The sequence below is a fragment of the Desulfobotulus pelophilus genome (assembly GCF_026155325.1).
Taxonomy (GTDB): Bacteria; Desulfobacterota; Desulfobacteria; order Desulfobacterales; family ASO4-4; genus Desulfobotulus; species Desulfobotulus pelophilus.
This window is the reverse complement of sequence record NZ_JAPFPW010000011.1, coordinates 1-25,939: the sequence shown is the minus strand read 5'-3', so window position 1 is coordinate 25,939 and position 25,939 is coordinate 1. Positions and strand designations below refer to the sequence as shown.

At 48.6% G+C, this 25,939-nt stretch carries 21 protein-coding genes; 8 read left to right on the top strand and 13 right to left on the bottom strand.

Annotation, left to right across the window (positions count from 1 at the left end):
• Positions 1-144 precede the first annotated feature (144 nt).
• The 9 genes from OOT00_RS10175 to OOT00_RS10135 form a co-directional block, all read right to left on the bottom strand.
• A complete protein-coding gene (locus tag OOT00_RS10175; protein ID WP_265425272.1) occupies positions 145-1,485 on the bottom strand; it encodes a vWA domain-containing protein in 1,341 nt (446 codons plus the stop codon).
• Complete coding sequence (locus tag OOT00_RS10170; RefSeq protein WP_265425271.1) at positions 1,485-2,471, bottom strand: AAA family ATPase; 987 nt, start codon at positions 2,469-2,471, stop codon at positions 1,485-1,487. The genes OOT00_RS10175 and OOT00_RS10170 overlap by 1 nt, the downstream gene beginning before the upstream one ends.
• Before the next feature lie 173 nt (positions 2,472-2,644).
• Positions 2,645-4,516, bottom strand: coding sequence for an MFS transporter (locus OOT00_RS10165; protein ID WP_265425270.1), 1,872 nt, complete (start codon positions 4,514-4,516; stop codon positions 2,645-2,647).
• 231 nt (positions 4,517-4,747) lie between these two features.
• Entirely contained in the window at positions 4,748-5,458 is a 711-nt protein-coding gene (locus OOT00_RS16455) for a nuclease-related domain-containing protein (protein ID WP_265425269.1), read from the bottom strand.
• Between the two features lie 178 nt (positions 5,459-5,636).
• The gene (locus tag OOT00_RS10155) at positions 5,637-6,911 is read right to left on the bottom strand and encodes a hypothetical protein (RefSeq protein ID WP_265425268.1); all 1,275 of its coding nucleotides are present in this window, start codon (positions 6,909-6,911) and stop codon (positions 5,637-5,639) included.
• Between the two features lie 314 nt (positions 6,912-7,225).
• Complete coding sequence (locus OOT00_RS10150) at positions 7,226-8,536, bottom strand: acetyl-CoA hydrolase/transferase family protein (RefSeq protein ID WP_265425267.1); 1,311 nt, start codon at positions 8,534-8,536, stop codon at positions 7,226-7,228.
• Between the two features lie 34 nt (positions 8,537-8,570).
• The gene (locus OOT00_RS10145) at positions 8,571-8,852 is read right to left on the bottom strand and encodes a hypothetical protein (protein ID WP_265425266.1); all 282 of its coding nucleotides are present in this window, start codon (positions 8,850-8,852) and stop codon (positions 8,571-8,573) included.
• A gap of 7 nt (positions 8,853-8,859) precedes the next feature.
• The gene (locus OOT00_RS10140; protein ID WP_265425265.1) at positions 8,860-10,302 is read right to left on the bottom strand and encodes a 4-hydroxyphenylacetate 3-hydroxylase family protein; all 1,443 of its coding nucleotides are present in this window, start codon (positions 10,300-10,302) and stop codon (positions 8,860-8,862) included.
• 439 nt (positions 10,303-10,741) lie between these two features.
• Positions 10,742-12,745, bottom strand: coding sequence for a sigma 54-interacting transcriptional regulator (locus OOT00_RS10135; protein ID WP_265425264.1), 2,004 nt, complete (start codon positions 12,743-12,745; stop codon positions 10,742-10,744).
• 345 nt (positions 12,746-13,090) lie between these two features.
• Here OOT00_RS10135 and OOT00_RS10130 point away from each other — a divergent pair, with 345 nt between their 5' ends.
• The 8 genes from OOT00_RS10130 to OOT00_RS10095 all read left to right on the top strand — a co-directional run bounded on the left by OOT00_RS10130 (position 13,091) and on the right by OOT00_RS10095 (position 22,222).
• Positions 13,091-13,582, top strand: coding sequence for an NADH-quinone oxidoreductase subunit NuoE family protein (locus OOT00_RS10130; protein WP_265425263.1), 492 nt, complete (start codon positions 13,091-13,093; stop codon positions 13,580-13,582).
• Positions 13,583-13,635: 53 nt separating this feature from the next.
• The gene (locus tag OOT00_RS10125) at positions 13,636-14,043 is read left to right on the top strand and encodes a (2Fe-2S) ferredoxin domain-containing protein (protein WP_265425262.1); all 408 of its coding nucleotides are present in this window, start codon (positions 13,636-13,638) and stop codon (positions 14,041-14,043) included.
• Entirely contained in the window at positions 14,033-15,811 is a 1,779-nt protein-coding gene (locus OOT00_RS10120) for an NADH-quinone oxidoreductase subunit NuoF (RefSeq protein WP_265425261.1), read from the top strand. The genes OOT00_RS10125 and OOT00_RS10120 overlap by 11 nt, the downstream gene beginning before the upstream one ends.
• A 31-nt stretch (positions 15,812-15,842) precedes the next feature.
• Positions 15,843-17,591: an NADH-dependent [FeFe] hydrogenase, group A6 gene (locus tag OOT00_RS10115; protein ID WP_265425260.1), complete on the top strand. Its 1,749-nt coding sequence runs from the start codon at positions 15,843-15,845 to the stop codon at positions 17,589-17,591.
• A 65-nt stretch (positions 17,592-17,656) separates the two neighbouring features.
• Positions 17,657-19,807: a TonB-dependent receptor plug domain-containing protein gene (locus OOT00_RS10110; protein ID WP_265425259.1), complete on the top strand. Its 2,151-nt coding sequence runs from the start codon at positions 17,657-17,659 to the stop codon at positions 19,805-19,807.
• Positions 19,807-20,823: an ABC transporter substrate-binding protein gene (locus OOT00_RS10105; protein WP_265425258.1), complete on the top strand. Its 1,017-nt coding sequence runs from the start codon at positions 19,807-19,809 to the stop codon at positions 20,821-20,823. The genes OOT00_RS10110 and OOT00_RS10105 overlap by 1 nt, the downstream gene beginning before the upstream one ends.
• Positions 20,824-20,832: 9 nt before the next feature.
• Positions 20,833-21,573, top strand: coding sequence for an ABC transporter permease (locus OOT00_RS10100; RefSeq protein ID WP_265425257.1), 741 nt, complete (start codon positions 20,833-20,835; stop codon positions 21,571-21,573).
• Positions 21,566-22,222: an ATP-binding cassette domain-containing protein gene (locus OOT00_RS10095; protein ID WP_265425256.1), complete on the top strand. Its 657-nt coding sequence runs from the start codon at positions 21,566-21,568 to the stop codon at positions 22,220-22,222. The genes OOT00_RS10100 and OOT00_RS10095 overlap by 8 nt, the downstream gene beginning before the upstream one ends.
• Before the next feature lie 34 nt (positions 22,223-22,256).
• On the opposite strand, the gene OOT00_RS10090 is transcribed toward OOT00_RS10095, so the two are convergent.
• The 4 genes from OOT00_RS10090 to OOT00_RS10075 all read right to left on the bottom strand — a co-directional run bounded on the left by OOT00_RS10090 (position 22,257) and on the right by OOT00_RS10075 (position 25,767).
• Positions 22,257-22,970, bottom strand: a complete 714-nt coding sequence (locus OOT00_RS10090) for a dolichyl-phosphate beta-glucosyltransferase (protein WP_265425255.1) — start codon at positions 22,968-22,970, stop codon at positions 22,257-22,259.
• A gap of 22 nt (positions 22,971-22,992) precedes the next feature.
• Positions 22,993-23,547, bottom strand: coding sequence for a phosphoribosyltransferase (locus tag OOT00_RS10085; RefSeq protein WP_265425254.1), 555 nt, complete (start codon positions 23,545-23,547; stop codon positions 22,993-22,995).
• Positions 23,548-23,743: 196 nt separating this feature from the next.
• On the bottom strand, positions 23,744-25,048 hold the full coding sequence (locus OOT00_RS10080) for an NCS2 family permease (RefSeq protein WP_265425253.1): 1,305 nt from the start codon (positions 25,046-25,048) through the stop codon (positions 23,744-23,746).
• Between the two features lie 311 nt (positions 25,049-25,359).
• Positions 25,360-25,767, bottom strand: coding sequence for a pancreas/duodenum homeobox protein 1 (locus OOT00_RS10075; RefSeq protein WP_265425252.1), 408 nt, complete (start codon positions 25,765-25,767; stop codon positions 25,360-25,362).
• Positions 25,768-25,939: the final 172 nt, after the last annotated feature.

The following is a 25,939-nucleotide window of genomic DNA, read 5'->3' as shown; positions in this document are numbered from 1 at the left end:
TACCTCTACATTGCCCTCACAGCCTGCCATTGTGGCTGGTCTTCACCCTATACAAAAAGAGCCCGCATTACCCTTTTGCCGGGAATAAAAGCCTGTAACAATACAACCTTCTGGAAAGAGACCGTTCTGGCCCGATCAGCACCTTCACGCCATCCCCATGTGCAGCATGTCACCAAACGGAGGAGCTGCTTCCCCCCCTTCACCGCATACAGCCCACAGGACAGGAAAGAAAGGTTCCGGTGGATAATGGCTGCAGGCAAGATCCGTAAGATAAACCAGGCATCGGGGAGCAATACCCTCCTTTTCCAGCCAGCGGAAAGGAGCTCTGAAATCCGTTCCACCCCCTCCAAAAAAAACCGGATGCACGGGAAGGTCCGAACGGGAGAGCCGGAAAACGCTCCCGACATCCGCATCACAGCCCATAACAAGGATTTCACCAGAAAAAGCCGTAAGGATGGCAGACACTTCCGAGCAGAAGCTATCCAGTTCCCCAGCGGATATACTGCCGGAAGTATCCACCACAATCACAATGCAATCAGCCTCCTCACTTCTCACCGACGGCAGATAGATACCCTGATGGAGGTAACGGCGGTTAGGAGGCGACCATGCATAATCATTTCTTGCACTCAGGTCAATAAAACGAGAAAGCAGCATACGCCAGTCCATGCCCGGTTCAAGGGTTTTACGAACCTCACGCTCCAAACGTACCGGCAGGCGACCGCAATCGCGGCGAGACAGAAGTGCCTTGGCCACAAGGGCCTCCAGTCCTCCCGCATCAGGCTCACCATCCGAGCCTTCTCCCGGATTCAAGCTGTCCCTGACTTCTCCTGTTCCACCGGGATCTCCGCCCCCTGTATCGTCGCTGTCCGACTCTCTGAAATGATAATCGGCCATGGCACCCGCACCGGGTCCATCGGATCCGGATTTTCCCTGAACAGAATTGCCGGCCTTGTCACCGTCACCCGGGATTTTTTCTCCATCCGCTCCAGCACCATTCATCTCACGTCCGTCACCCTGCTCTCCGGTTCCGGAATCCCCACGGCCCTTACCTTCCTGATCATCCTGCCGACTCAGAATGCGCTCGTAGACAATCTCCGCCGACAAAAAGCGGAACTCAGGGTTGTCCAGATAGCCTTCCGGGAGTTTCAGGCCAGCCTCCAGCAGCATCCAGTTGATGGTATGATCACATGCCATGTTCCATAGAGAAGGATCCCTACCCTGCCTGCGGCTGTTGTGCCCCAGGGCCGCATGAAGAACAAGGTGCCCCACCATCCCTTTCAGGGTGTCAAAGGGTAAGGCACGAATCCATTCCGGCCGGTATCCCAGCACAACCCCATCGGTCCAGGCTGTGGGTGCATCCGGGTCAGCCAGGGGCTGCAGTCCCATGGCTACCGTACCGAAAAAAGGGTATTCCAGCAGAAGCTGGGCTCTGGCCTTACGTATCAGGAATATGGCTGAAGCAGTTTTATTCAGAGGTGACTCCATCAGACAAGAATCTCCGCGTGGTTTTCAGCCCAATCCAGAAACTCAGGTGTTTCCACAAGGGAGGCGTCTTTTCTCACTGCATCCCGTATCAGAAGGACACTGAACTCCGCGGGCATATCGGCGGCAATCTGTGTGATGGCACCAAAACTCTCCGGTGAAGCGTGACTGGCAAGAAGTTCACATAGGGCGTACAGCAAAGCTGGGTCATCGGAAGGAAGACGCCAACCCGCCGGATCAGCCAAAAGGATCTCAGCGGTTGGAAGCTCACGGCAGGCAGACAGAAAACCCATGAACTCCGCCGCAGCTCCGGGACCTACGGTACCGGCAATGAGCTCTTTCAGCAGTCCGTCATCTTCTGCAACCTCCAGAATTTTTGAAACAAACGACCATGATCTCGGTGTAGGAAAGGCCTTATCATTACGGGCAGGATCAAAATCATGAATCAATCTTGGCCTGAAACGAAGGAAGGCAATTACTTCCGGAGCCATCCCTTCCTGCAGTGCCCAGCTAATCCAGTCTTCCAGACGCACTTCAAAATCAATATGGGTAAAACGGTTGGCCAGCGCAGAGGGCATACGGTGCGTAACGGATCTGTCTGTCTCTCGGTTCCCGGCTGCAACGACAGACCAACCCCGGGGGAGATGGTAATCTCCTATGCGACGATCCAGCACCAGCTGATAACAGGCTGCCTGTACAAGAGGAGGGGCGGCATTCAGCTCATCAAGGAACAGGATTCCATTACCGGACTGGGGTAAAAAATCCGGGGTCGACCAGGATGTGCGGCCATCTTCTCCTATACGGGGCAACCCCCTCAGATCCACAGGGTCCAGCAAAAGCGCTCTAATATCAACAACTTGACGATTAAGGCTGGCAGCAGCCTGACGCACCACATCACTTTTGCCCACACCGGGCGGTCCCCATATATAAATGGGCTGCCCTGCACGGACCAAGGTTTCCACAGCCCCCTGAACTTCACTGGCTCTCATAAAAATTCACCTCCGGATTTCAGAATCATCAACCACAGAGGCTCTTTACACCACAACAAGTTTTTATGTCAAATATTTTTTAGCCAAGACTAAAATGCGTGACCTGATCATACCCCTTTAACCATTACGCAAAAACCGTGGCGGCCTCAAAACCGCCCGGTTTCTCTTTCCCACTAAACGCCCGTTCCCCTCAAGTCTCTCACTGCTTTTTCCAAAATTTCTGCACTGGCGGTTTCATGGCTGAGAGCCGGACCTGCCACAAGACGCACCCTTGAACGAAACCTTCCTTTAAATTTCATGGCGCCCTTTCCTTGATGACTGAAAAAAGAGCCCCAAAGCCCCTGTAAAGCCACAGGAACCACAGGTACAGGGGTATCCGTAAGAATCCGTCCAATACCAGGACGAAAGGGATTCATGTTCCCATCCCGTGTCAGTCGACCTTCCGGGAAAATGCATACAACATTCCCTTCCTTCAACTCTGCGGCCACACTGGCAAAAGCATTTTCAAATACCTCTGGGTTCTTTTTCTGACTGCAGATGGGAATGGTTCTGGCAGCGCGGAACAAAATATTCAGCCCTGGAAGGTCATAAATAGCCTTTTCCATCACAAAACGCACAGGCCGCCTGCAGGCACCGGCAATCAGAAGAGCGTCCACATAACTTACGTGGTTTGCCACCAGCACGACTCCGCCTTCATCGGGAATATGACTCAGCCCTTCACTGCGAACACGATACATGGTATGGGTCAGAAGATAAACCGCAAAACGCAGCATGAATTCCGGAACCTGTCCATATACATAAACGGCAACAACGCCATTCATAATAGCCAGAATCAAAAAATAGTGCGGGATACTCAACTTAAATAAAGTCAGAAAAAGCATCCCCGCAAAGGCACTGCCTACCATAAAAAGGGCATTGAAAATATTGTTGGCAGCAATCATTCTGGCGCGCTGCTCCGGCTCGGCCCGTTTCTGAAGAAGGGCGTACAGGGGTACAATGAACAGCCCTCCGGATATACCGATAAGAGTCAGCGACACCAAAACCCCCACACCGGCCGGCTGCGCAAGAAAATCCATAAAACCAATGATCTCTTTACCGGCAGCTGCCGGTACGGCCAGAAAAAGAGCAATGCCACCCGCCGTAATCCCCAGAGACCCCATGGGAACAATCCCCAGTTCAATTCTGTCACCGGACAGACGTTCACAAAGCATGGAACCAATCCCGACACCCACGGAAAAGGCTACCAGCAGAGCCGTAACAACCGTATTGTCACCCATCAGCACAGTTTTGGTGTAATTGGGAAACTGTGTGAGATAGCTTGCACCGAGAAACCAGAACCAGCTGATGGCCATGATGGAAAGATAGAGGGTACGGTTTGCATAACTGATGCGGACAATTTCAAAGGTCTGTGAAACAGGCGAGAACTGGAAAGACCCGGCCGGCCCCATCCTGCCCACAAGGGGTATCTGTCTGCTGATCCAATACCCTAAAAAAGAAAAAAACACGATCAGCAAGCCTATCCACAGGGCCGCCTGTGAAAAACCAACAAGAAGACCTCCCATTATGGTGCCCGCAAGGATGGCTAGAAAGGTACCCATCTCCACCCAGGCATTGCCGGCCAGCAGTTCCTTGTCTTTCAGTAACTGGGGTAAGATGGCATACTTGACCGGTCCGAAAAAGGCGGACTGGGTTCCCATAAGGAAAAGAAGACCTAAAAGCAGAAAATACCGTTCTGTATAAAACGCAAAGGCTGCCACGACCATGAGAGCCATTTCCGTGAGCTTCAGCGCCCGTATCAGACGGGTTTTACATACAGCATCCGCCAGGCTGCCTGCTGTTGCCGAAAAGAGCAGAAAGGGAAGGATGAACAGAGCCGCCGCAAGATTCATGGTAAAATCCGTATCCCATGGAATGGCAGCGGAAGCCGTGAAGGCAAGCAGGAGCATCAGACTGTTTTTAAATATATTATCATTTAATGCGCCGCTGGCCTGGGTGAGAAAAAAGGGGAGAAACCGTTTTGTCAAAATAACTGTTCGAGCCGACATTCCTTGTCTTTCTTTTATTATTGCATAAATTATTGGCATAAGCCTGCCATCCATACAAAATCAAACAGAAAATGTTTATCCGAATTTTTTAATAATTTAATTTTCAAGACTATGGAAGTATTTATTCAGCGATCAAATCAGGTGGGCAATAATGGCAGGGTTGCTAAACTATCAATTTAATTTTCAGCTTAATGCCTTCTGACAAGGGAGGCAGGAATAGCAAGCTGACGGTTACATGTATCTTTTTTTTATATAGAAAGCAAAACTTTCAGCAAAACTCTTATCCATAGCATTAGTAGTCGTTCCCACTATAAAATCCTTTAGAGCACAAATTGGCAGTACTGCAATGCCGTTGAATTCTCGAACACATATCGTAACGGAATCGGTAGCTACCAAAACTGGAACAGGCATGACATCACAGTCCTCGTAACCTTTCATGACTATCTTGTTAATCATATGAGATACCTGCCAGACCCGTGAAGCCATTCGGTCTAGATTTTTCGATCCGGCTAAAAGCCTGCCGTTCGTTATTTGAATATCTCCTTGAAACGGTATTCTTGCAATAACAAAAAAACCTTTATCAGAGATAACAAGATGATCAACCTGAAACAATTCAAGGGTAAAGTTACTAAAAATAAAGTAGGAATCATCTAAGGCTTTCAGAGTTTGAGTCACCTGATTCATCTGTGAGCAACTCAGCTCGTAGCCTTTTTTATCTAAAAGTTTCTTCCAGGCAAGAGGATTTACTTTTCGTGATATGGATACAATCAAACAACCTATTACGCCAACGATGATCATCAGAGATAAAAAATCTATTTCATCATTTTTAGAAAAAAAAATCATATTAGCAGATAAGGTTAAGCTTCCAGCAAGAAACAAAACAACATATTTTGCAATGGAATGTTCTCTGCCTGTCGAATTTTTGCTTTCAAAATAGGCCACAATTTTCCTCCTTCAATTAGCAGCTCCGGCGGATTGTTCTGCTGTGATACATTTACAAATCAATGAAAGCCAACCACTTTACTCAGACCTAAGGCGACTCAAAAAAGCACCCAAAACTCCACACGACATCCCAACCCTAATCCATCCGCCGGAGCATACACTGACAATAGAATAATCACTAAGCCTTTATTTTTGAACGGGATGAAACGATTCCGACATTTTCTTCAACTTCTTTCTGAATAACTTCAGGAGAGTTGAGCGGGAAAACGGGCTCTTCAGCTGTATATGACTTGCCCCATGCATGCCCGGCATATTGCAGCACCACCAAAAAAAGAGCCGCACCGAGCCCCCATGCAGCTCCTCGTGTCGCAAGAATGGCTCCGGCCACTCCAGCTATGCCTAAATCATTGAATCCTCTTGCCTTCAGAATGCCTACACGCACACTGACATACCCCTGTATAAGCATAGTCGAGGCAAGGGCAATTCCCAATATAGGTTTCACAGTGGCAACGATAGGGGCAAGAAAATACCCCGTCCATGTCCCCCATCGAAAGGCACCGGCACCGCCATTAATGGACTCCATAGCTTCCGGACCGTTTTTGTAACGCTCGCAGACGACAACCTGCATAGCTGCCCATAATGGTCCGCACATGGAGATATCAGGACCAAAGATACACATAAAAACATTACGACCACCGAATATGATGTGAGATCTGTTAGGATCATAATCAATTTTCTCATCAGGCCGGTATTTCTGGGCATCGTCAAGAAGGGCCTGACTTTGAATAACATCTCCAAAAACAACTATATAAGCACTCAACACCAGGGGGACAGAGGCAAGAAACATTTCAAAGGTAGGAAAAGGGATAGCACCCAGCATTGTGAAATCTTTAATCATAGTCACAAAGTCAGGTTTTGACAGCAAACCGACCCCCGAATAGTCGGGCCATGGGATTTCTCCTGTCATAGGACCGATAAAAACAGCTAAAACCAGAGCTGGCATCATACCCAGGTTACCAAGATAGTAAGCCCATCGATGCTTTTTTTTAAATGATTTAAAACTCTCAGAAAACAAAAGATAAAAGGCAAGCCCCACACAGATAGTAATTGTCCATGGGATGGAATCAAATGTACGGATCCCTTCACCCGGTTTAAAAATAAGCATCACCGCAGCAAAACCTGCCCCCATCAGAACTGCCGACTGCACAGCATTAGGGATCAGACGAATAAACTTTCTTGCCAGACCTGTTGCGCCTAGTACGATACAGAAAACGCCAAAAAGCATCTGGAAAGCGATCAGAGCCTGCATTCTTTCCACGCCCATGTTAAACCCCTCAACATAGACGATGATCAGTGGAATAGCAGGGGTAATCCATCCCGGAACAACAGGATCTCCGAATGTAACATGGGCCAGATAGAGGGTTCCGTTAAGAATGACAATGGCAAGGGCCACCTCAAAACTCATTCCCAGCTTACCCGTCAATATGGGAATAATACCCAGACAAACGGCACACATCATCAGCCCCTGGATGTAATCAGCCCATTCAAAGCGATAGTGGACAAATGGCAGACGCAGGGTCAGAGGTCCCAATGGCACACCTGGTTGAACCTCACCCGTTTCTCTATTTTTTCTGATAGCCATACGATGCTCCTTTATTTGATTCATGCGGCAATTCTACCCATCAGGTTGTAAATCACCTTGCATCCTTGCCAATAAAGAACTGAATATAAAACCTATATGCTATACAGAACGAATAAGTAGACCTTCTAGGATGGGTTCAGTTTTATATTGTAAATCTCATGGAATTCTTTTTTCAATTGATCACGAAATGCCGGGTGCGCTATGGAAATCAGAGCTCTTGCCCTTTCCGGCACGGATTTACCTCGCAGATCCGCGACTCCGTACTCCGTAACGATGAAGTGGGTATCGGCCCGTGGAGTGGTGACACTGGCCCCCTCATCAATATGCGCCACAATTCTGGAAATCTTTCCCTTGGACGCCGTTGAATGAAACGCCAAAATGGAACGCCCGTTTTTCGAGCTGGCAGCGCCCCGGATAAAATCCAGCTGCCCTCCGGTTCCGCTGTACTGCCTGTATCCCAAGGTATCGGCCACAACCTGTCCCGTAAGATCTGCCTGCAGCGCAGAATTCACAGAAACCATATTGTCGTTTTTAGCTATGACTGCAGGATCATTTGTATAGTTAACGGGATGCATCTCAATAGATGGATTGTTATTGATAAAATCATAAAGTTTTTCTGTACCCATCAGAAAGGTGACAACCATCCGACCTCTGTGACAATTTTTCATGGCCCCGTTAATAACACCGCAGTTCACAAGATCCACCACTCCGTCAGAGATCATCTCGCTATGAATGCCAAGATCTTTTTTGTCTTTCAGAAAACCGAGGATAGCATCGGGAACAGCCCCGATTCCCAACTGCAGGCAGTCACCATCCTGAATCAGACCAGCAATATACTTTCCAATTTTCTCATCTTTATCCGTCAGCACGGGGGGCTTGAGCAGAATGGGTCCCTCATCACTTTCCACACAAAAATCAATGTCGGATATATGAATAAAGGAATCTCCCAAGGTCCTCGGCATGCGGGATGACACCTCGGCAATCACCGTTTTTGCATTTTCTGCCGCGGCCTTGGTGTAATCAACTGAAACCCCGAACGAACAGAATCCATGCTCATCCGGAACAGAAACCTTGATGAGGGCAACATCCACCGGCAGGATCTCTTTGGAAAAGAGATCCGGGATTCTGCTAAAATGACAGGGGGTAAACACGGCCCTCCCCTCATGAATGGCCGGTCTCGTATTGCCTCCCGCAAACAGGGAATTATGCCTGAATACACCCTCATATTGCGGAAGACAGTACGCACCTTTTCCCAGGGCAACCATGTGCACAACTTCCACATTCTCAAAAGCCCCTGCATTCCGGACCATGGCATCCACAAGCAAGCAGGGTTCTCCAGCGGCATGCCCCAGCACGACCCGATTGCCGGAGCAAATATGCCGCACGGCTTCTTCCGCGGTGCAGAGTTTTTTTTGATATTCATTCATCCATTGCATAGAACACACCTTCTTTCCCATGAAAGCGCAGCATTCAGCGGCCAGATTCCGGATCAGGGAACAATTTTTTCAATGCACGCAAAAAAAGATCCGCATCTTCGTAGCTACCTATATACCGTAGTTTTTCATCAGCAATGCCCCTCACATCCGGGCATGCCGCTGGACATCCTACAAAAACAAGAACCAGATCTGCTTCTGCATCCCCGTACGGAACAATGGCTGCCAGAGGTTCCATGACTTTGATCACTTCTGCTGCTATGGCGACTCTGTCCACAACGGGATGGCAACCGCCACAGAACTTGACTCCAATCCTCACAGTCTCTTTACTCCACGATACCGCAAAGATGTTTAGCTGTTTTCTTCTTTTCGTCCATGTTGACCTGTCTGGCGATCATGATTCTCTGTGCCTGAGGGGAACCGGCTCCATGCATGGATTCCGTGAGATATCCAACAGCGGCCGTACCAAGGGTAATATTTTCAATCAGCCTCAGAATCCTCATGCGGTTCTCTACACTTGCGGAAGAGCTTGCTGCATAGTATTTACGGAGCCAATGTCCCACATCCGGAGAGTTAAAATCATCTTCCGCCGGCATGGTCACCATGAGACCTCCGGCAATATCCTGAGCAAGTCTTGCAATTTCATATGGAAATCGAGTCACATTCTGCTTACAGACATTGGCGAGCAAAGTATTGACCAGATAGGTTCCTGAAGGCTGACGGCTCCCTTCACAGGCACAGGCCAGGGATCCGCAGAACAGGGTTTCATTCAGATGATTCATTTCAATGATTTTATCTTTGATATGAGAGACCTTATGCACTCCATTATATTCAGCTGCTACCTGGGAGGCCCCGATGAGAACATCCCCAACCCCCACCTTGCAGGCATAGCTCTGCCTGTGGTAGGAAGCAAAGTTTTCCACAAGCTCACCGGCAAACTCAAATTCTTTAAAAAGAAAAACCCTGTCCCACGGCACAAACACATCATCAAAAACTACCAGCGCCTCATGTCCGCCATAACATTGGTTGCCTCTGTCAATGGTACCCTTTTCCAGTTTTCTGGTATCGCAGGACTGGCGGCCGTAAATATAGGTAATTCCCTGTGCGTCCGATGGCAGAGCAAAGGATACGGCATAGTCCTTGTCTTTCTCTCCCATGGAAATGGTAGGCATAACAATGATCTCGTGGGAATTGAGGGCACCGGTCTGATGCGCCTTGGCCCCCCTCACAACCATACCGTCTTCCCTTTCCTCCACAACACGCAGAAACAGGTCCGGATCTGCCTGCTGGTGGGGCGGAAGGCTTCTGTCTCCCTTAGGATCGGTCATGGCGCCATCGCAAACAAGATCCTCTTCCTGTACATACTCCAGGTATCGGAGAAAGCGGCGGTTATAATCCGAGCCATATTTTTTATCGATATTGTACGTGGTGATAGACAGCGCATTCAGCGCATCCATACCCACACAGCGCTGAAAACAGCACCCGGATTTAGCGCCCAGAAGCCTTTCCATCTTGGTTTTTTTCACCAGATCTTCTGTTGTCTGGTGGATATGGGTAAAACGATTGATTTTTTTCCCGGTCAGATGGGAGCTCACGGTCATGAGATCTTCATATTCCGGCTTTTCTGCAAGCTCATAGGTAAGCTTTACCGCATTCATGGACGGCCGGATAATGGGATCATCCACAACATTGGCAACCTTTTTTCCAAAAAGAAAAACCTGAAGGTTGAGCTTTCTCAAACTGTCTTCATATTCTATTCCTGTTTTCATTCCTAACCTCCTTAGCTGGGGTGGGTGACAGAGACCTATCTGTCTGTTTTGCTTGATTACAATCATAAATTGCACTGAACGTGCCACCATCGTTCAATGAAAAACCAGGCAAAACACCACCGGCGGAATAACGCCTAAGACCCTGAAACCAAAGTGATAAAAAACAAAACAACCACACCTGTCGGTTTCTTCTTCGGTCTTCTGAAAAAAAAGTCCTGTTTCAAAAAAGAAACAGGACCGGTACAACGCAAAAAAAAAACCCCATCCAGCCCATGGATGAGGACAGCAAAAAAACGGCATGCAAGGTAGCACGGCTTACTGAGGTATGAATCCTACCATAGTCTTTCCGCCCGTTGCAAAAACGAAACACGTTTCAAAAACAAAACAAACATTTCCCCCTAGGGGAACTTATCAAAGGCCGAAGCCGCACTCAGGCCACTCATTTTTTTCTGATCCCGTACTTAGCCGCCTTACGCACTACGGAAGCCGCACTGATGCGCAAATATTCTGCCATATCTCGGGTAGTGGCAAAATGATCATAGGCCATTCGTATCAACTGCTTTTCCACTGACTCCAGAGCTTCCTTAAGGGGCATCAGTCCTTTTACGGCAATATCGGCGGACGCAGCCCCACAAGGTTCAGAGAAACAACAGGGCAGATCTTTGGCTGTAATCAGATCGTCCGGTGCAATCACAACCAGTCTCTCAATAAGATTCTGAAGTTCCCGGATATTACCGGGCCAGGAATAACGCTCAAAATGATCCAGCACATCCGGAGAAAGCCGTTTCTGCGTTCCATAGTTTTTATTGAAAAAACGCAAAAAATGGGCCGCCAGAAACTGTATGTCAGCGGGTCTTTCCCGCAGGGTTGGAATGTGCAGAGGAAAAACATTGATTCTGTAATAAAGATCTTCCCGAAAACTTTTTTCCGCAACCATGGCTTCCAGATCTTTATTGGTGGCAGCGATGATGCGCACATCGACTTTACTGGACGTTCGGCCCCCTATGCGCATCAGCTCCCTGTGCTGCAGAATTCTCAAAAGTTTTGCCTGCAGGTCATAGGGCAGCTCACCAATCTCATCCAGAAAAAGAGTTCCTCCCTCAGCCATGGAAAAATATCCGGCCCGCCCGCCTTTCCGTGCTCCCGTAAAAGCGCCTTCTTCATATCCGAAGAATTCTGACTCCATGAGATCTTTGGGTATGGCCCCACAGTTTACCTTAACGCAGGGTCTGTCTGCCCTTTCACTATGCTTATGGATGATATCGGCAACCATTTCCTTGCCCGTTCCCGACTCACCGGTTATGAGCACCGTTGCGTTGATGCCCGCAAATCGCATGGCCATTTCCACCACTTTTTCCATTTCATCCGAACCGATGACCATGCCCTCCACATTTCTCACCCTTTTTACACGCAGATTCTGCAGCTCTTTCATGTATTGTTCTGAAATTCTGCGGGTCTCCTCAAGGCGAAGCTGGAGGGAGTACAATTCCGTGATATCTCTCACACTGGTCACAACGCGAAAAACACTTCCATCATCATTAAAAATGGGGTTACCCGTTGCGAGAAGGGATTTTCCCGTACTTGTTTTCTGAACGATGCTCACGGGCGTACTGTTTTCCAGAACTTTCAGGGTCACAGACTCTGAGTAGATACCTTCTTTGACCAGATCTCTCATATTTCTACCATAGAAATCGGAAGTATCCAGTTCGGTTATTTCCCGGTAAGCCCTGTTGATTCGGAGAACATTGGCCTCGCCGTCACAAACATAAATGCCATCCGAAGAGGACTCTATAATTGCATGCAGTTCCCTGTTCAACTCCTTTGCCGACGCCAGCTCACCAGACACTGGCTCCGGACGAAGAACTTCCTTAAACCGGACCAAAAAACCAAGAATACGCCCCTCATGCTCTATGGCGCAACGCCTCGGAATATAAGACCTTTCACCCACATCTATTTTGTATGTACCACCCTTTACCCTGCGGCTGCAATCTCCAGAGATATCGGTCTGATTCAGGAAAACTGACAATTTCTGCCCAAGCAGAACTTGGCTTTCTGTTTTGAGAGCTATTTCTGCTGATCTGCTGACAAATCGTATAGTTAAATCAGGATCCGTGACAATCACCATGCTACCCGAAGCATTCACTATGGCATCCATAAGTCCAGAGGGAGAGGCCCCACCCGGAATATCATAGGGTGTACCATCACCGTTTTTCAGCCCCTTGTTCCATGTAATGATTTTTCCAATCTCTGTATCAAAAGGAATGTCATACCGGATGGCCCGTACAATATCTTCTCTGGAAAAAAAACCTGAAAGAGTTTGCGCTTCATCCACAACAGGAGCCATTTCAATTCCATGGGCATGGAGGAAAGCAGCTGCCGCTTTCAGGGTCTCTGTATCACTTAAAGCATGGGCCTCATACTTTAACACTGTTTCAATACCCACTTCTTCCCCCTCTGCCTGAGAACGAACTTGCCGGCTTCCATTGGGTGAATCTTTTTCTTACCGATACCTTACCCACTTTTCGATATTTTTTAAAAATGATTTTATTGCTGCACCACAATATTTTTTTTTGTCCCGTCAGTTTTTTCTGGCTATAGTTTATTGACAGAGCACACAATAACGGCGTTTACCAAAAAGACAATTGTATTTATTTTTATAGATACGATCTTTTCTTAACATTTTTTTATTGAATCCTCCGTCAAGTACGGTATAGGGTAGGGCCGTTGTCTCAGTAGGAAATCCTACGTTGCCGTGTAAACCATGACCCAGACCAAGGGAGAAAAAACCATGGAAATGCAGCAGGAGCTAAAACTGTCTGATGAGCTTCTAACCTTTATTGATGTGTGGAAAGAAAAACGGGGGAATCTCATCATGATTCTCCACCGGATCCAGCAGGAGTTCGGATATGTGCCAAAGGCCATAGCCATTGAACTGAGTCGGTATATTGAAGTCCCACTGGCTAAGATATATGGTGTTCTTACTTTTTATCATTACTTCAAACAGGAAAAACCAGGACGAAACACCCTGGCTGTCTGCACAGGCACAGCATGCTATCTGAAAGGCGCCCAGGGTTTGCTGAATGAAGTGGAGAACCTCCTTGGCGTAGGAGTAAAGGAAACCACAGACGATGGCGAATTCTCCGTTGAAGCCGTTCGCTGCATCGGGTGCTGCGGTCTGTCCCCTGTCATGACCATAAATGACGAGGTATTCGGGGTGGTACAGCCCGACGATCTGGCCGAAGCCATATCCAGATTTCACAGTAAAACTCCCGTTAACTGATGCCTCCTTTCTCAATTTTCAGAAGGCATTTTCAGATATGAGGAAATAGAAATATGGGACAGACACCCCTTGATGCAATCAATGAGCTCCGTGAAAAAAAACGACTGGAACTTCATTACCGGAAGGGCAATGAAGATAAAATTGAAATTCTTATCGGCATGGGTAGCAGCGGCATCGCTTCCGGAGCCAAAAACGTTCTCCGAACCTTCAACGAGATTCTGAACGAGCGGGGCATCACCAACGTTTTGATCCGGCGAACCGGATCCCTCGGCCTGGACCACGCAGAACCCACCGTTGAAATCAAAATGACGGGTATGCCGGATATTATCTATGGTAAGGTCACCCAGGATGTTGCCCAGCAGATCATTGAAAAGCACATCATCGGAAAAGAGCTGGTATGCGGGCATATCTATGACCGACCCGCCCAGGACGTGGTAAAGGAGCCTACCCATGCCTTATAAAAATTTCTGTCTGGTCTGCAGCGGCAACCAGTGTGAATCCGCAAAATCAGAAGAAATCTTCAAGGAATTAAAAAAAACGGTAACAGACCTGAACCTCGGACAGGAAATTCAAGTTGTGAAAACAGGCTGTTTCGGCTTGTGCACCCAAGGTCCCATCGTGAAGATTCTTCCTGATGAAACATTCTATGTTGGGGTCGATACAGGGGATGTAAAGGCCATCATCCATGAACACATCATAGGCGGCCAAACTATTGAACGCCTGAAGTTTAAGGGCAAAGCCCCCGGGAAAGACCCCCGTCATTACCAGAAACAGATCCGCATTGCCCTCCGAAACTGCGGCGTCATCAATCCTGAAGATATCACAGAATACATTGGCAGAGATGGCTATGCAGCCCTGGGTAAAGCTATTTTTGAAATGAAACCGGCGGATGTCATCGAAGAACTCAGAAAATCCGGACTCAGGGGCCGTGGTGGTGCGGGCTTCCCCACATGGCTTAAGTGGAAATTCACCCACGACGTAAAAGACCAGTCCGATGAAGTCTACATTGTCTGTAATGCCGATGAAGGAGATCCCGGCGCCTACATGGATCGTTCCATCCTTGAAGGTGATCCCCAGTCCGTGCTGGAAGCCATGACCCTCGCCGGTTACGCCTGTGGCTCCAGCAAAGGCTATATCTACATCCGTGCTGAGTACCCCCTTGCCATTGAACGCCTTTACACCGCCATGAGTCAGGCAAGGGAATACGGCCTGCTGGGCGACAACATTCTTGGCAGCGGTTTTAACTTCGATATAGAAATCAGGCTTGGGGCAGGCGCTTTTGTCTGTGGGGAAGAAACAGCACTCCTCGCCTCCATTGAAGGCGAGCGGGGTATGCCCCGCCCTCGTCCGCCCTTCCCGGCTGTGAAAGGTTTATGGGGAAAACCTACGGTCATCAATAACGTGGAAACCTACGCCAATATTGCGCAAATTATCCTCCGGGGCGGAGACTGGTTCAGCCAGATCGGAACGGAAAAATCCAAAGGGACCAAAGTCTTTGCCCTTACGGGAAAAATTAACAACTCGGGTCTCGTAGAAGTGCCCATGGGAACCACTCTACGGGAAATTATCTATGATATCGGCGGTGGTATTCCTAAAGGAAAAGCATTCAAGGCCGTGCAGACCGGCGGGCCTTCCGGTGGGGTGATCACAGCAGACCATCTCGATACTCCAATCGATTATGAAAATCTGGTGGCCTTAGGTTCCATGATGGGCTCCGGCGGCATGATCGTTATGGATGAAGACGACTGCATAGTGGATGTTACCAAGTTTTATCTCGATTTTTCCGTTGAGGAATCCTGCGGGAAATGTGCTCCCTGCCGCATAGGCGGACGAAAAATGTACAATATCCTGAATAAAATCACCAGAGGCAACGGGACGATGGAGGACATTCAGCACCTCAAGGCCCTTGCGGTTCCCATGCAGAAAGCATCCCTCTGTGGCCTGGGTCAGGCAGCACCCAACCCCATTTTGTCCACGCTCCGGTACTTTGAGGATGAATACCTGGCACACATACAGGACAAACGCTGCCCTGCCGGTGTCTGCAAGGCCCTTGTCACCTACACCATCGACCCGGATATCTGCATCGGCTGTACGGTCTGCTCCCGAAAATGCCCCAATAACTGCATTACAGGAGAACGTAAAGAGCCCCATTTCATTGATCAGGAACGCTGCATCAAATGCGGCATCTGCTACAAGGGCTGCAAGTTTGGTGCGGTAAAAATCGCTTAGGTCCCTGAACAGAAAAAAAAGGAGCTGACACGTGCAGAAAGTCACTATAAAAATCAATAATATTCCCCTTGAAGTAAAACAGGGGACCTCCGTTCTGGCCGCTGCAAGGCAGGCAGGTATCCACATCCCCACCCTTTGCGCCCATCCGGATCTCACCCCATGGGGAGCTTGCGGTCTCTGTGTTGTCAAGGTGGAAGGCATGCCCAAACTGCCCCGTGCCTGTGTCACCGAAGTCGCAGAAGGTGCCAGCTATATCACCCATGACCCTGAACTCAACAAAATTCGCCGCACCATTGTGGAGATGATTCTCTCCAATCATCCCAATGAGTGCCTTACCTGCGGACGAAGCGGCAGTTGTGAACTGCAGACTCTGGCTGCCAACTTCAGTATCCGTGAAGTCCCCTTTGAACACAATGTAACGGAACTACCCAAAGACGACTCCACCCTTTCCATCGTTCTCGATCCCCGTAAATGCATTAAATGCGGCCGCTGCGTGCTTGTTTGCCAGCAGCTTCAGGACGTCTGGGCTCTGGAATTTCTGGGCAGGGGTGATCATACGGAAATGATGCCTGCAGCCGGTGCCAGCCTCAGTGAAAGTCCCTGCATTAAATGCGGCCAGTGCAGTGCCCATTGCCCTGTGGGAGCCATCTACGAAAGAGATGACACCAAAGAACTGCTGAATGCCATTCTCAATCCGGAACTCCATGTAGCCGTACAGATTGCTCCGGCCGTTCGCGTGGCCATTGGTGAGGCCTTTGGTCTCAAACCAGGAACCATCACCACAGGAAAAATTTACTCAGCCCTCAGGCGCTTGGGAGTCAACGCGGTCTTTGATACCAATTTCTCCGCAGATCTCACAATTATGGAAGAAGGAACGGAGTTTGTTCAGCGCCTGACCGAAGGTGGCGTGCTCCCCCTGATCACTTCCTGCTGCCCCAGCTGGGTGGATTATATGGAAAAATACTGTGACGACATGATTCCCAATTTTTCCACAGCTAAATCCCCCATGATGATGCAGGGCGCCCTTACCAAAACCTACTATGCTGACAAAATGGGCCTGCCCAAAGACAAAATATTTTCTGCCGCCATCATGCCCTGCACCAGCAAAAAATTTGAAATTGTGAGAGATAAGGATATGTATGCTTCCGGGCAACAGGACGTGGATCTGGTTCTGACAACCCGGGAGCTGGCACGCCTTATCAAACAGTCCGGGATTGATTTTCTGGCCCTTCCCGATGAAGAAGCGGATTCTCCCATCGGTGCCTACACAGGTGCCGGCACTATTTTCGGTGCAACAGGGGGGGTTATGGAAGCCGCACTCAGAACGGCGCATTTTCTGGTTACAGGAAAAGAATATCAGGCAATTACCTTCGATGCCGTCCGTGGTATGGAAGGTATCCGCAGCGCCACCTTATCAATTGACGGCAAAGAACTTCGGGTAGCCATTGCCCATGGTATTGCCAATGTGCGGGATCTTCTCAATGAAATTCGTAAAGCCCGTGATGAAGGCAAAGAGCCTCCCTACCACTTTGTGGAAGTCATGGCCTGCCGTGGCGGTTGCATCGCAGGTGGCGGGCAGCCCTACAACACAACAGATGAGGTAAGAAACGCTCGTATCGCCGGAATGTATGCCGATGACCAGCAGTCAGAAATCCGTTGTTCTCATCAGAACCCATTTATTCAGGAAGTGTACAGAGATTTCCTCGGTACACCCTGCAGCGAAAAGTCCCACTCTCTGCTGCATACCCATTATCATCCGAGACCTCTCTACACGAAATAAAAATGCCCTTTCCTCCTTTTCCTCTGAGGAGAAGGAGGAAAGACCAGACGCCGAGGAGAAAGCCCTTGACCGGATACGCCTTACAGCGCATTAAAATCAAACTATACCAAATTGTTCTTCATAAACAATGTGCTTGCACCAAGTGCGTGACGCTGGGCCTTTTACTGAGTTTTGGAAGCCTCTTTCCGGCTCTGCACTGTCAGGCCAACCCATCAGAACCTCCGGCAAAACATGCGGAAGAGGCCATTGTCCTCGAAAAGCTGATTGTTTCCGCCAGAGGAAGTGCCACTCCCATATCTCAGACCCCCGGGGGCGTGGGAATAGTGAATGACACCACCATTTTCCAGGCACAGCCCGTCAGTATCAGCAACGCTCTCCAGCGGATATCCGGAGTCAACAAAACTTCGGATTCTCTGTGGGGTTCTGAGGTAAGCATACGGGGACTGAGCAGAAACCGCGTTATTTTTCTCATTGACGGCTGCCGTGTTAACACAGCCACAGATCTCAACGCCCAGTTCGGCCTGCTCCATCCCGATGAAATTGAACGAATTGAAGTACTTAAAGGTCCTGTGAGTGCACTCTACGGCTCCGGATCCATAGGAGGTGTTGTCAACGTTATCACCAAAAAAGGTACTTTTTCTCCAGAACCGTCGTTCCATGCTTCCTTCACCGTCACCCACCAGAGCAACCCGGAAGGATACAGCACCCATACATCCCTCATGCATACGGCCCCCAACCACTGGGTCTATGCATCAGGGAGCCTGAGGGATCACGACAGCTACAAAGACGGAGATGGAGCAGAGGTCCATAACAGTCAGTTTGACGACATGGGCGGCTCCATTAAAACAGGCTTCCGATGGAATGAGCTACACCAGACAGTCTTTCAGTTTCAATATATAAAAGGAAATGAGATCGGTATTCCCGGAAAAGGTGAAGCTTCCATGCCCGCTGTGGCTGATGTTACCTACAGGGATATATCAAGGGAAATGATGAGCATCCATCACTCCTTTACTCCGCACCAGTATGCGTGGAAACGCTCCGATATCAGTTTCTTCCATCAGAAAATCGACAGGGATGTCCGCATTGACCAGATGCCGCCAGCAGGAGCCGTAGCCAGCCTCAATCCTTCTGCCAGCCATACCACCTGGGGGATGAAATGGATCAACGAGATTGAAACAGGTAAACATGACCTCGCCCTTGGGATGGATATATGGGAATGGGAGATGAAATCCACCCGAAAACGAAACTTTCGGAACGGAACCACAGGTATTGACAACCCCCTTGCAGACTCAAAACAATTTTCTGGTGGCATTTTTGCAGAGGATATGTGGGCTCTTTCCCCCAACCTCACCCTCAATTTTGGCGGCAGGCTGGATTTTCTCAGGGCTGACAGTAAAGACCATTACCAATGGATTCTTCCCCCTGCCCCCAATACGGAAAACCCCTTGATTCGTACGGAAGATGATTACCATGACTTCAGCTGGAACTTCCATGCAGGTCTGGCCTGGCGGTTTATTCCACAATGGTCCATGACTTTTCTCGCAGCCTCGAGCTATCGTGCACCCGATCTCATGGAACGCTTCAAATATATCGACCTTGGCCAATATGCCGTCTACGGTAACCGGGATCTGGATCCGGAGAGATCCCGGTTTTTTGAATACGGCCTGCACCACACCACCAGCAGAATCAATGCCAGCATCAGTGCTTTTTTCAATGAGGTGGATGACCTGATTGTCGAAAAAAGAATCAGCGACCAAAGACATGAAATGCAAAATATCGAAACAGCCCGAATTTACGGAAGCGAGGCTGAAATCGAATGGCACTTCATGGAAGACTGGACGGCCTATGGCCATGTGGCATGGTTACGGGGGAAAAACCGAACGGAAAACCAAGACCTTGACAACATTTATCCTTTCAATGGCCTTGCCGGTATTCGTCGTACGGCATCCTCCGGGCTGAACGGTCATATGGAAGCCGTTTGGGCAGCCAGGCAGTCCGAGGTTGCACCGGATGAAAGAAAAACTCCCGGATGGCTTACCCTCAATACAGGTATCAGCTACAGCATGCCCTTTGCCGGAAGTTTTCACGAACTGGCCTTAACGGCCAACAATCTGCTGGATGCCACCTACAGAGACCATCTCTCCACAGGACGAAAACCTGCTCTTCTGAATGAACCGGGCAGAAACATTGTTATCACCTACAGGGTTATCTTCTGATGCTGAAATCCAACCAGGCAAAAATTCTGATAACACTGACATGTATAAGCATATTGGCTTTAGCAGGAGGCCTCCTGCTTGTCAAAAACCGACCCGATGAGACCCTTCTTTTTGGCCGGAATCCTGATCTTCCCACCCTTACCTTCTATACTTCAGACCTTGCCACCACACCACAGCTCCCCTTCTGGTCCGCCCTGAAAAAAGGGGAGCTCCTTGAGAACTGCAACATCCGCGTTGAACTATGGAAAAATCTTGATGATTTAAGGGGAATCATGCTGGCCGGTAAGGGTGACCTGTGGCTGGGTGATACGGAAGGCTTTGCCAGGGCTCAGTCCGCCGGAGCACCGGTCAGGCTTCTTCTGATCAGCGGATGGCGTAAATTTTATCTTGTTTCAAGGAATTCCAAAATCCATGGACTGGATGATATAAAGGGAACTCAGCTGGCCTTCACTCCTCCGGGTACCCCAGCTGTTTCCCTCATCCGATCCATTCAGAAAGAGGACAGGCAAGCCATCATTTTTGCATCTCACGAACCCCGACAACTTGCCCTCATGCTTCTCGATGGCCGGCTGGATACGGCTCTCCTACCCGAACCCTTACTCTCCAGTCTCATAGCAAAAGATAAAACCATACGGATAGTTGAGAACATAGAAGATTATTACGGAAGAAAAACAGGAGGGCCAGGGCGCATTCCCCTGGCTGGCATAGCCGTCAATGCAAAAACCGCTGCCGCCTATCCCCATCTTGTACAATCTATTCTTGACACACTCATCAGAGAAGGGGAAAAACTGACCATGGATGCAGACGCTGCAATGGAGGCTCTGGATGCACTGCCAACTATGTTTACAGGCTTTATTCCGAAGGAAATGATAGCGGCGTCCCTTGAAAGGGATGTGGTACTGGTGAAAACCGCTCTTGATGCGGAAAAAGAAATCAGGTCCTATCTGTCCATTCTCATGCCCGGTTTCCTTGAAACACTGAAAAACCGGAATGATTTTTTCTGGGAACCCATGTAGACGGACACCATGTCACCTTTCTTTTTTTCCTTCGGTCTTCTGTTCTTATTATGGACATCCCTTTCATGGATAATGGGCAGCCATCTCGTTCCAAGCCCTCTGGAAACGGGCTTATGCCTTGCTGCCATGAGCCTTGATGGGAACACCTGGATCCATATTACCATCACGGTTTTCCGAGGAGTGTCCGCCATATCCATCACCCTTGGCCTCGCACTTCTCACAGGGATTCCTGCGGGTCTCTCCCAAAAAACCATGTCCCTCATAACCCCTCTTGTGGCAGCACTCCAGGCAACGCCCCCCATTTTATGGATCACCCTCATCATGATATGGGCAGGTACGGGCAGTACTGTTCCCATCTTCGTTGTACTGGCGTCCCTATTTCCTCCCCTTTTTTTTACAATAGCCAACGGCGTAGCCAGTCTGGACACCCGCCTGTTCAAGATGGCAAGAATTCATGGTGTCAAAAAAGGTCGCATAGCCAAAGACCTTATATTGAGAGGCATTCAACCCAATCTTCTTGCAGGCCTCTCCTTTGCTCTGGGAAGTTGCTGGAAAGTCACGGCTGTAGCCGAATTTCTGGGCAGTACCCAAGGTATAGGATCAAGGATTTACTGGGCCTACAGAATGTTGGAAATGCCGGAACTTTTTGCCTGGGGCTGCATCCTTGTTGGAATGGGCATGGCTATCGAATTTGGCCTGATACGGCCCATGAGACAGGCGGCGGCCACGCAGCGAGGAAAGCATGCTTAAACTCTTGAATGTTACGAAAACTTTGCAGAAAAAAAACGTACTGGGGAATGTAACTTTTTCCATTAAGGCGGGAGAAATGGTCTGCCTTACCGGTCCATCGGGTATTGGCAAAACAACTCTTCTTGAAATAGCAGCCGGTATCATCCAGCCGGATTCAGGTATCCGGGAGCTTCATGCCCAGCGTCCGGCCTGTCTTCTGCAGGATACTCCCCTGCTTCCATGGTGTTCGGCTCTGGGCAATATGGAATATCAGCTTTCAGGGTATTTTTCTGCACCAGCCAGAAAGGAAAAAGCCCTGTTCTGGCTGGAACGGATGGAGCTTCAAGGCGCCACCCATCAAAAACCTTCCGAAATGAGCGGGGGTATGAAAAGACGTCTTGCCTTTGCCTGTTGTATGGCCCTCGAACCGGACATGCTTTTTCTTGATGAACCATTTGCGTTTTTGGATGCCCCATGGCAGGCAGAATTTATAAGGCTTCTCATCAGATTAAACAAGGAGTACCATACAGCAATTCTCATGGCCAGTCATGAAACAGCACCCCTGAATAATGAAAGTATTCGCATTGTTCCACTGCTTAGCTCCCCCGTGCAGCTCACTTCAAAAGCAGAAAACGCCTCCTTACGAGACGTTCCGGGGCTTCCCCCCTGACAAATTGATGTTTGTTTATTTTTTAACCTGCCGATCAGCCATGAATTTGTCGGATACGGAAAAGCTCTTTAAAAACTGCCAGTGTCTTTGAAATGGAATCGTACTGGATACGCGAGTCTTCCTGATGGGTCCATGCAACCGGGAACTGCGACACACTGTACCCCAGCCTGTGTGCCAGATAGAGAATTTCCGGATCAAAAATGACACTGTGAAGCTTCTGACGTGCAAAAAGATCCTGACAGGCTTTTCGGCTAAACAGTTTAAATCCGCACTGCGTATCCGGGTAACTCAATCCAAGATAAAGATTTTGTATCAGAGTATAGCATTTCCCTGCAAGTTCTCTGACAGGTTTCTGGTGCTGCTGAATGGTAGAGCCTGCCATAGCCCGGGAAGCAATGGCAACATCCGCCCCCTCGTCCAGCATGCCCATTGCGGTATGAATAAACGATGCCGGTACGGAATAATCTGCATCCATGAACAGAATACGTTCACCTTCCGCATGGAGCATACCGTGGCGAACGGCATACCCCTTCCCTCTATTAGGAAAATATTCCATACAGTGCAGCTTTACATTTTTTGGGGCTGAAAAACTCTCCACTACCTTACGGGTCCCATCCCGGCTTCCATCACTAACCACAAGAATCTCCGCACTCATGGACTCCGATTCAAGCCATCGGCTTGTTTCCTCTAAGGTTCTTCGAATGCGATCTTCTTCGTTATAAGCGGGTATGACAATAGAAAATATCATAGAATCCTTTGCTAACATGCCATCAGGGCCAGACAAAACCTTTTGCAGTCATCTCGTCTCTGGTTAAACCATCCAGTTCGTGGGGCAGGACCAGCCAGTCTCGGGAAGCAAAAATTCGGTAGAAATAATCCGGCCGTATGGAAACCTGACTGTTCTCCGGTTTATAATAAAGTGCCGCCAGGGACAAATGCACATCCGGATAGGGAAGTTCCCTTATAATGGCATCCTTGACAGCTTCAAAGGTTTTCCCTCTGTCAAAAATATCATCAATCACAAGAATTCGGATGCCGGGTTTCACATGACGAATTACGGACTCGACATTGTCCACTTCCACATTATTTCGGGCATCAAAAAACCCCTCATAGGATCGAGCCTGTATGGTTGCGTATCCCTTCATTTTGCCCGTAAGAACACTGAACACTTCCTGCATATAGATGGATACCTGGGCTCCACCACGGGTTACACCAACAAAAAGATCAAAATTCAGACCCTTTCTGAAAAGATCCTTAGCAAACGCCCAGCAATCCTGCTCCATCTGCCCGGCACTGATATACACTTTATTAGGGGCAGCTTCCATAGTTCTCCTGTATCCGTTACATCCTGATTGAGTATTGGTCACATGTTCGATGATGCCTGCAATATTTGAAAGCTGTTAACCATCATAAACGCACAAGAAAGATTGTTCTTTTTCAAAATACCAGCAGCATTGATTTTGCTGTAACAGGCGGCCTTCGGGAAACGAAAGCCGCCTGTTAGAAACAACATATATACTTTTATAAGGCTTTCAGCAGGAGTTCAACAAGAGAAAAAGCACCAATAATCCACATAACAGGATGAATAGTCCGAATTTTCCCTGAAAACGATGATACAAGAATAAAAGAGAGAAACCCCACACAAAGTCCCATGCTGATGCTGTAGGTCAAGGGCATCAAAATAATGGTCAGAAAAGCCGGAAAAGCCGTTTCAAATGTCTGAAAATCAATTTTATGAACATTTTTAAACATGAATACGCCCACAACAATAAGAGCCGGAGCCGTTGCGAATGCAGGTACAACGGCAATAAAAGGCGTAACAAGAAGTGCTGAAAGGAACAGAAGGCCCGTTGTCAGAGCCGTAAGACCTGTTCGCCCACCTTCTGCAATACCGGCGCCGGATTCCACATAAGTAGTGGTCGTGCTCGTTCCCATGAGAGCACCGGCAACCGTAGCCACTGCATCCGCTTCAAGGACCCTGTCAATGGACCGGATGGTTCCATCTTCTTCCACCATCTCTGCTTCATAAGAGCACGCCACAACCGTGCCTATGGAATCAAAAAGATCAACAAACATAAACGAAAAGATGGCACCAGCGAACCCCCATTTCAGAGCAGACAAAATGTCCAGCTGCATGAAAATGGGAGCAATGGATGGAGGCGTAGAAAAAAGTTTCTCCGGAGCGCTCACCACACCAGATAACATACCTAAAATAGTTGTGACAATAATTCCGATAAGTATGGAACCCCGAATACGCATCACTTCAAGGATGGCTATCAATGCCAGTCCTCCAAGCCCAAGGATAACCGGTGTCGTCAATTTACCGAGACCAACCATGGTAACCGGATGCTGGACAATCAGACCAAGATTCTGAAGCCCGATAAATGTAATGAAAAGACCAATACCCGCAGCGGTTCCCAGACGTAACTCCACAGGTATGGCGGCTATAATCCATTTTCGGACACCCAGCAGGGTGAGCAGGAGAAAAAAGATACCGGATATGAAAACAACACCGAGAGCAGTCTGCCACGCCATCTCCTGCCCCTGAACCAGAGTGTAGGCAAAAAAAGCATTCAAACCCATGCCCGGCGCCATTCCAAACGGCACATTGGCCCAAAGCCCAACGAGTATGGTCGCAAAGCCAGCAGCAAGGATAGTTGCTGTGATCAGTGCTCCCTTGTCCATTCCCGCTTTTTCCAATATGGTGGGATTCACGAAAATGATGTAGGCCATGGTCAGAAAGGTGGTAAGGCCTGCTATCACTTCCTGACGTGCTGTTGTTCTGTTTTCTGCAAGTTTAAAAAGATTAGCTAACTGTGCGGTCATATTCAGAGTCTCTTTAAGCAAAGTTATCAATCGTTGTTGCCATGGTTCCTGCAGACAGGCGGCAGCACCTCCTGCCATGCCCTGCAAGCCCGGTTTCTGTTGTGTGTTTAAATAAACAATATGCCGTCTTATGCAGGTCAATGTCAAGGCCCCCTGCATTTTCATGTGGTTCTAAAAAACTCATGAATACAAAGGCTTTAGACTGTAAACCAAGACAAAAAAACCCGCATGAACGATAGAAAAAGCCAGGCAATATCCAACAAAAGCCCGACTCTTTTTATTACGCATCAAAAAAATACAGAACACATGAATTACTCCATGCCAGAAACAATCGTGAGGCGTAAGGGGATTTCATGGGAGGAACGGCTTATTTCCCGCGTTGGACCAAGTTCCCAGCTCTTGCATTGTGCATTCTCTCCAATGGCTGCAACAAGATCGGAAACAAGCCCTTTTACATTGATCACGGGGTGACGCATAAAAACATCTGGCAAACCATAGGTCAGGCTGCAGACAAGGCACTTTCCAGGCCTCTGTTCCAGCACAAAAGCGAAATCCAGTACATCTTCTGCCCCTTCCCCCCGGAATGTAAGGCTGATATCATAGGCTCCTTCCTCAGGATCCCCAAACAGTGCATCGAAAAAAGAATTGGAACGATCTTCTGGAAATAAATTTTTCATTTTTTCGGGTGTGAAAATGGTGCTCCATTTTTTTGATACCATTGGTTCTCCCTAACGGAATGATTCCTATTGCAAAGAAAACTTTACAATAAGAAACTCCCTTGTTCTTTCCTGATAAAATCATTGTCTGCCGTAAACAGCAGCCCCAAAATGCGGTACCTTACCCTAAGGGAAAGGTATCGTCAAACCTAATCCGCTATGTTTCATGGGTAAG

Bases quoted from the DNA above. Each gene is read 5' to 3' on its own strand.
- OOT00_RS10105 (WP_265425258.1), top strand. From the start codon at position 19,807: ATGCTGAAATCCAACCAGGCAAAAATTCTGATAACACTGACATGTATA.
- OOT00_RS10170 (WP_265425271.1), bottom strand. From the start codon at position 2,471: ATGAGAGCCAGTGAAGTTCAGGGGGCTGTGGAAACCTTGGTCCGTGCA.
- OOT00_RS10080 (WP_265425253.1), bottom strand. From the start codon at position 25,048: ATGACCGCACAGTTAGCTAATCTTTTTAAACTTGCAGAAAACAGAACA.
- OOT00_RS10165 (WP_265425270.1), bottom strand. From the start codon at position 4,516: ATGTCGGCTCGAACAGTTATTTTGACAAAACGGTTTCTCCCCTTTTTT.
- OOT00_RS10150 (WP_265425267.1), bottom strand. From the start codon at position 8,536: ATGCAATGGATGAATGAATATCAAAAAAAACTCTGCACCGCGGAAGAA.
- OOT00_RS10175 (WP_265425272.1), bottom strand. From the start codon at position 1,485: ATGGAGTCACCTCTGAATAAAACTGCTTCAGCCATATTCCTGATACGT.
- OOT00_RS10100 (WP_265425257.1), top strand. From the start codon at position 20,833: ATGTCACCTTTCTTTTTTTCCTTCGGTCTTCTGTTCTTATTATGGACA.
- OOT00_RS10085 (WP_265425254.1), bottom strand. From the start codon at position 23,547: ATGGAAGCTGCCCCTAATAAAGTGTATATCAGTGCCGGGCAGATGGAG.
- OOT00_RS10130 (WP_265425263.1), top strand. From the start codon at position 13,091: ATGGAAATGCAGCAGGAGCTAAAACTGTCTGATGAGCTTCTAACCTTT.
- OOT00_RS10075 (WP_265425252.1), bottom strand. From the start codon at position 25,767: ATGGTATCAAAAAAATGGAGCACCATTTTCACACCCGAAAAAATGAAA.
- OOT00_RS10120 (WP_265425261.1), top strand. From the start codon at position 14,033: ATGCCTTATAAAAATTTCTGTCTGGTCTGCAGCGGCAACCAGTGTGAA.
- OOT00_RS10140 (WP_265425265.1), bottom strand. From the start codon at position 10,302: ATGAAAACAGGAATAGAATATGAAGACAGTTTGAGAAAGCTCAACCTT.
- OOT00_RS10125 (WP_265425262.1), top strand. From the start codon at position 13,636: ATGGGACAGACACCCCTTGATGCAATCAATGAGCTCCGTGAAAAAAAA.
- OOT00_RS10090 (WP_265425255.1), bottom strand. From the start codon at position 22,970: ATGATATTTTCTATTGTCATACCCGCTTATAACGAAGAAGATCGCATT.
- OOT00_RS10095 (WP_265425256.1), top strand. From the start codon at position 21,566: ATGCTTAAACTCTTGAATGTTACGAAAACTTTGCAGAAAAAAAACGTA.